This window comes from Mycobacterium sp., assembly GCF_049673265.1.
GTDB lineage: Bacteria > Actinomycetota > Actinomycetes > Mycobacteriales > Mycobacteriaceae > Mycobacterium.
In genome coordinates this window covers 1-6,347 of sequence record NZ_JBATXN010000446.1, presented here as the reverse complement: position 1 = coordinate 6,347, position 6,347 = coordinate 1, and the positions used below count along the sequence as shown (strand labels likewise).

General features: G+C 65.1%; 6 protein-coding genes. 2 read left to right on the top strand and 4 right to left on the bottom strand.

Annotated elements, in window-relative coordinates:
* From whiA to uvrC, 4 genes are all read right to left on the bottom strand, one after another.
* The coding region (gene whiA, locus WBF82_RS15605) for a DNA-binding protein WhiA (RefSeq protein ID WP_424383894.1) at positions 1-229 on the bottom strand (229 nt) is incomplete at its 3' end.
* Complete coding sequence (yvcK, locus tag WBF82_RS15600; protein WP_424383893.1) at positions 226-1,296, bottom strand: uridine diphosphate-N-acetylglucosamine-binding protein YvcK; 1,071 nt, start codon at positions 1,294-1,296, stop codon at positions 226-228. The genes yvcK and whiA, both read right to left, overlap by 4 nt.
* An 82-nt stretch (positions 1,297-1,378) precedes the next feature.
* Positions 1,379-2,299 (bottom strand): RNase adapter RapZ, encoded by a 921-nt coding sequence (gene rapZ / locus WBF82_RS15595; RefSeq protein WP_424383892.1) that lies wholly within the window; start codon positions 2,297-2,299, stop codon positions 1,379-1,381.
* Complete coding sequence (uvrC, locus tag WBF82_RS15590; RefSeq protein ID WP_424383891.1) at positions 2,296-4,272, bottom strand: excinuclease ABC subunit UvrC; 1,977 nt, start codon at positions 4,270-4,272, stop codon at positions 2,296-2,298. The genes rapZ and uvrC overlap by 4 nt, the downstream gene beginning before the upstream one ends.
* Positions 4,273-4,411: 139 nt before the next feature.
* Between uvrC and WBF82_RS15585 the strand changes: the two genes are divergently transcribed.
* Positions 4,412-4,552 carry a hypothetical protein gene (locus tag WBF82_RS15585; protein WP_424383890.1) on the top strand — a complete coding sequence of 47 codons (141 nt, stop codon included), beginning with the start codon at positions 4,412-4,414 and terminating at the stop codon, positions 4,550-4,552.
* 670 nt (positions 4,553-5,222) lie between these two features.
* Positions 5,223-6,347 (top strand): adenylate/guanylate cyclase domain-containing protein (locus tag WBF82_RS15580; protein WP_424383889.1); only part of this gene is annotated, 1,125 nt, incomplete at its 3' end.

Below are 6,347 nucleotides of genomic sequence, written 5' to 3'. Positions count from 1 at the left end.
CGCTGGCCGACAACACATGAACGACGGCGTTGTAGCCGTACAGGTCGAAGATGTCCTTGCGCAGTCGTCGTGCGATGCTGCCCAAATCAACCTCGGCTTCGACGACCACGCGGCCGCCCACGATGTGTAGCCCGCCGGCGAATCGCAGCAGTGAGGTCACTTCGGCTCGCCTCGCGCTCACCGAACTCACCATCAGGCGGCTCAACTCGTCTTTGACTTCGGCCGTCATCGCCACGCGTCGTCACCCCTCGGTCCGTTACGACCCGGTCCCTCGGCGCCGGTCTGCTGACGTTCTTGTTCGATCGGCATCGCGGTAGTGGCCGTCGCCGAAGGTGGCTCGATGTTGCGCACACCCACCCCATCCAGCGCCGCGGCCAACTTGCCCGGGTCATGTAAAGGTGTACCAGGCCGGGCCACATCCGCGAACTGAACCTGCGCATGAAGCAGCGTCGCGGTACGTCGCAGCTGCTCACGCTCGCGCTCACTCGGCACCCGCTCGGCGTCGATAATCACGTCGTGGACGGTGAAATCGGGCGCGTGCTGTGCCAGCACATGCAAATGACGCTCTACTGAGAAGCCGGCCGTCTCCCCCGGTTCGGCCACCAAATTGAGCACCAACGCGCGGCGGGCCCTGGTCGCCTGCAGCGCCGCGGCCAGCTCGGGCACCAGCACGTGCGGGATCACGCTGGTGAACCACGATCCGGGCCCCAATACGACGAGGTCGGCGGCCAAGATCGCGTCGACCGCTTGTCGGGTGGCCGGCGGGTTACCGGGCAGCAGCCGGACGCGGCGAACCTTTCCGGGAGTGGTGGCGATCGCCACCTGCCCGCGGATCAACCGGAACATCCGCGGGTCGGTTTCCAGGCCAGAGACGTCGGCCTCGATCTGCAGTGCGATCGGGCACATTGGCAGCACCCTCCCCCGCACGCCGAGGACCCGGCCGAGTTCGTCGAGCGCGGCGACCGGGTCGGTCAGCAATTCGTTGAGGCCGGCGAGCAGCAAGTTGCCGATCGTGTGTCCGGCCAGCGCGCCTGTACCACCGAACCTGTGCTGCAGAATCGTCGCCCACAGGCGGCCCTGCGGGCTGTCAGATGCCAACGCCGCCAACGCCATTCGCAGATCGCCCGGCGGCACCACATCGAGTTCGCTGCGCAGCCTGCCAGACGAGCCGCCGTCGTCTGCGACGGTGACGACGGCGGTGACGTGCGGGGTGAGTCGCCGGGCCGCCGACAGCGTGGCATACAAACCATGTCCGCCGCCCAGGGCGACAATGCTGCGGCTTTTTTCGAGGCTCATTGGCGCCGCTCCTCAGCATCGCTGCGTCCCCCTCGCCGCTTCGCAGCCGGGGGTGCCCCCGCCGCATCGTCGCCGGCGCGGCTCATTCGCGACCCAGATCCCGGTGCAATACCCGTACCGACAGCTGCTTGTTCGGCTCCAGCAGCCGCACCAAAGCTTCGGCGATGGCCACGCTGCGATGCTTGCCGCCGGTACAGCCGATCGCGACGGTCATATAGCGCTTTCCCTCCCTGCGATACCCGTCGACAATCAGGGTCAGCAATCGATGGTAAGTCTCCAGGAACTCCGCCGCGCCCGTCTGCCCAAGCACGTAATCACGGACTGCCGGATGTTGGCCGGTGTGCGGGCGTAGCTCGTCAACCCAGTGCGGGTTGGGCAGGAATCGCACATCCATCACCATGTCGGCGTCCATCGGCAGACCGTACTTGAAGCCGAAAGACTCGACGGTGACGCTGGTACTGCCGACGGTCTCGCCGCCGAAGGCCCGTTCGATGCTTTCCCGCAGCTCGCGCACCGACAGCGTCGAGGTGTCGATGATCAGGTCGGCAGTGGCGCGAACCGGAGCCAGCATCTCACGCTCAGCGGCGATGCCCTCGGCCAAGGTCTGCTCGCCCTGTAGCGGATGGCTGCGGCGATTCTGCTCGTAGCGGCGCACCAACATGTCGTTGGAAGCCTCCATGAATAACACCCGGGGGGTGATATCGCGGGTGGCCAGGTCGTTGCGCACCCAGTCCAGATCACCGGTGAACCCGCGCGAGCGTACGTCCATCACCACGGCCAGCTGGGTGATCCGGGATCCCGCTGCCAGCCCGAAATCCACCATCCGGGTGATCAGCTGAGGGGGCAAGTTGTCGGCGACGTACCAGCCCAGGTCCTCGAGCACTTTGGCCGCAGTGCCACGCCCCGCACCGGACAAGCCGGTGACCAAAACCACGTCAATCCCGGATTCCGTTGCGGCGGCGTGATCTTCGGTTGGGCCGTTCTGCAATTCGCGCTCCGTCATCCCGATGCCCGTTCGGCGACCGTTTCCTCATCCGCCGCGGCCGATCCGGCGCCACCACCCAGTGCTTCGAGTACCGCGGTCGCGGTCGCAACCCCGATTCCCGGAACAGAGGTGATTTCGTCGACCGTAGCCTCTTTCAGCCGGGCCAGTGATCCGAAATGGGTCACCAGCGCCTTGCGGCGATGCTCACCCAAGCCGGGCACCGCATCCAACGCTGAGGCGGTCATTCGCTTGGACCGTTTGCTGCGGTGATAGTTGATGGCAAAGCGGTGCGCCTCGTCGCGGACTCGCTGCAGCAGGTACAGGCCCTCGCTGTTGCGCGGCAAGATGATCGGGTCCGGCTCCGATGGTACCCACACCTCCTCCAACCTCTTAGCCAGGCCGATCACCGCAACGTCGGCGATGCCCAATTCGTCCAGGACGGCGCTGGCGGCGTTGACCTGCGGAGCGCCACCGTCGACGACGTACAAGTTGGGCGGGTACGCGAATCGACGCGACTTTCCTTCCGGCGACAGGACTTTGGGATCCTCTTGGTCTTGTAGATGCCGCCAGAACCGGCGCCGAGTCACTTCGGCGATCGACGCGACATCGTCGGAGCGACCACGGCCCGCGGCTTCCCGGATCGCGAAGTGGCGGTAGTCGGATTTGCGCGGTAGCCCGTCCTCGAACACCACCAGCGAGCCGACGACGTCGGTGCCCTGGACATGGCTGATATCCACACATTCAATCCGCAACGGCGCGTCGGCCAGACCCAGCGCTTCCTGAATATTCTGCAGCGCAGAAGATCTGGCGGTGAAGTCGCCGGCTCGCTTGAGTTTGTGCAGCTGCAGCGCCTCTTTGGCGTTGCGCTGCACGGTTTCAGCCAACGCCTTCTTATCGCCGCGACGCGGCACCCGCAGCCTCACCCGCGAACCGCGCAGACCTGACAGCCAGGTGGTCAGCTCGTCGGCATTGGACGGCAGACAGGGCACCAGGACTTCGCGCGGGACTGGGTTGGCGGATTCGTCTGCGGCGCCGTCGAGTTCGGCCTGATCGGCGTAGAACTGAGTCAAGAATTGCTCGACCAGCCGCGCCTCACCGGAATCGCCGGGATCGCCAGGCTTTTCGACTATCCAGCCACGCTGACCGCGAACCCGCCCGCCGCGGACATGGAAGACCTGGACAGCTGCTTCCAGCTCGTCGTCAGCGAATGCCACGACGTCGGCGTCGGTGCCGTCGCCGAGCACCACGGCCTGCTTCTCCAGAGCCCGCTTCAACGCCGAGAGATCGTCACGAAGCCGGGCCGCGCGTTCGTAGTCGAGTTGCTCGGATGCCGCGTTCATCTGCTGTTCAAGGCTGCGCGCATACCGGTCGGTCTTGCCGGACAGAAAGTCGCAGAAGTCGAGCACGATTTGCCGATGCTGCTCGGCGCTGACCCTTCCGACACACGGCGCCGAGCACTTGTCGATGTAGCCGAGCAGGCAGGGCCGGTCGATTTGGTTGTGCCGTTTGAATACTCCGGCCGAGCAGGTGCGCGCGGGGAAGACGCGGGTAAGCAAATCGAGGGTCTCCCGGATGGCCCAGGCGTGCGAATACGGCCCGAAGTAGCGCACGCCTTTTCGACGTGGTCCGCGATAGACCATCAACCGCGGGAATTCCTCGTTGAGGGTAACCGCCAGCACGGGGTAGGACTTGTCGTCGCGGTAGCGGACGTTGAATCGGGGGTCGAATTCCTTGATCCAGTTGTATTCCAGCTGCAGCGCCTCGACCTCGGTGTTGACCACTGTCCACTCCACCTTGACCGCGGTGGTGACCATCTGCCGGGTTCGCGGATGCAGGCTCGCGACGTCGGCGAAGTAGGAGGTCAGCCGGCTGCGCAGGCTCTTGGCCTTGCCGACGTAGATCACCCGTCCGTGCTGGTCCCGAAATCGATATACGCCGGGCTCGACCGGGATAGACCCGGGCGCGGGGCGGTAAGTCGCGGGATCAGGCACGGTTTCTAGGCTAGTCGGTTGGGTCGACAGTCGAACCGCCGTCGACCATCTGTTCCGCGAGGGACAGCTGCGTGAGTGGGGCATACCTGGGACGGGTGCTCCAGTCGAGACATTGCTCGATCGCGGGTACACCGCTGACGTGGCCGAAGCCGAGGCCGCGATCGAGCGGTTGGCGGCCGCGCCCGCTGATGAGGGTCTGATGATACGCGACATCTGGCTGCTGCGGCTGCGCGCTGGTGGCCCGGGCCCGCGGCGACGACGTTGCCTTCCGGAACTTTAGTGAGTAGCTATGGCGCCATGGCGCAATCGCTCGGCTTCGAGGGGCATATGGTGTGGGCCGAGGCCATGCTGGCGGCTGGTTCCTGATACGCCGTGATCGCCGAACGAAACTTTTTAATTGCACTGTCCCAGTTGATATCTCTTGGTTGTTTACTGCGGAACTTGGTCGCGTTGCGCGACGCAATAGCGTTAACGCGCTGTTGGTCGTTGATATCGTCGTGCCACCACGTCATAATCCGTTATCTCCAATCCCCCATGACTTCATCCAGCCTGTGCCCGGCACGGCGCTACGCGGTGTAGGTCCGCATCTGAGCCTCATCCCGCTACCGTGCCCGGCGAAGCTTGCGGTTCTCATCGTCGTTCCTCTATCTGCGTGCGCACGCAACGGTCGGCAATGGGGCCCAGGTACCCCGCTTCGCCATATCAATCGTCATTCAAGTGCGGTGCGCCGATGGCAGTAGCGCACTACTGCCATTGGCGCGGGAACTTCGGCGTGGTGCGGTGCTGATACTTAGCTGCGTTCTGACACGCGACTTCGGTGGCACGATGTGGTCGCACTCCGCCCCGAATCAACGGGCGCCGCGGTAACTGCTTAAACCCGTTCTACCCAAAGAGGAAGCGCCGTATGCTCGTAAATCGGGACCTCGGGGGCGGAACCCGCGGAGGGTCGGATGACCGCAGCGACCGCGTGCCGCACATGTGGCACCGAGCCGCGTGAGGGTGCGCGATTCTGTGATGGCTGTGGTGCACCCATCACAGAGCCCGACGTCCATGCTGAGTACAAGCAGGTGACGGTGCTGTTCGCCGACGTGGTGCACTCGATGGGCATCGCGGCCACCCTCGACGTAGAGCGGCTGCGAGAGATCATGACGAAGCTGCTGGAACAGTCGGCGGCGGTGGTGCAGCGTTACGGTGGCGGGAAGGTCGAGTACACCGGCGACGGGATCATGGGACTATTCGGCGCCCCAATCGCCCTGGAGGACCATGCTTTTCGCGCGTGTCTGGCTGCGCACGCTCTCCAGGAGGAGACCGCCCAGTTGGCGGCCGAGGTGGAGCGCCGCGATGGCGTCGCACTGCAGTTGCGGGTGGGCCTGAGTTCGGGTCGAGTAATTGCCGGTTCAGGTGCGTTGGGTTACGTCGCGACCGGCGAGGCGGTCGGGTTTGCCCAGCGGATGGAATCGGCCGCACCGCCGGGCGGGGTGATGCTGTCGGAGTCGACCGCCCGGCTGGTCGAGCACACGGTCACGATGGGTGAGCCTGAGTGGGTGCGCATCAAAGGGGTCGAGGAACCGGTGCCGGCGCGGCGCCTACTGGGAATCGGCCTGCGGGATGGGCTGGCGGGTCGTGCCGAGACGAATTTGGTCGGTCGGCGTGGGGAGATGTCCACCATCGAGGGTTTGTTGAATAAGGCAGTCCAGGGCAGCGGCGGTGTGGTCCGCTTAGTCGGATCACCGGGCATCGGTAAGAGTCGTTTGATGCGAGAGCTCGCCGCGACGGCTCGTCGCCGCAACGTGGACGTGTTCGCCACATTCTGTGAATCGCACGCCGCTGAAGTTCCCTTTCGTGTGGTGGCCCGGCTGCTGCGCACGGTCATCGGGGTTGAGGGTCTTGCTCCAGCAGCGGCGCGCGCCCAGGTCCATGCTCGGCTTGGCGATGCAGATCCCGAAGATGTAACACTCTTCGATGATCTGCTGGGCATCGCCGATCCCGAGGTGGAGTTGCCCAAGATCGATCCGGATGCCCGGCGGCGGCGGTTGACTGCGCTGGTCAATGCCGCGTCGCTGGCCCGCCAGGCC

Bases quoted from the DNA above. Each gene is read 5' to 3' on its own strand.
- yvcK (WP_424383893.1), bottom strand. From the start codon at position 1,296: ATGAGCCTCGAAAAAAGCCGCAGCATTGTCGCCCTGGGCGGCGGACAT.
- rapZ (WP_424383892.1), bottom strand. From the start codon at position 2,299: ATGACGGAGCGCGAATTGCAGAACGGCCCAACCGAAGATCACGCCGCC.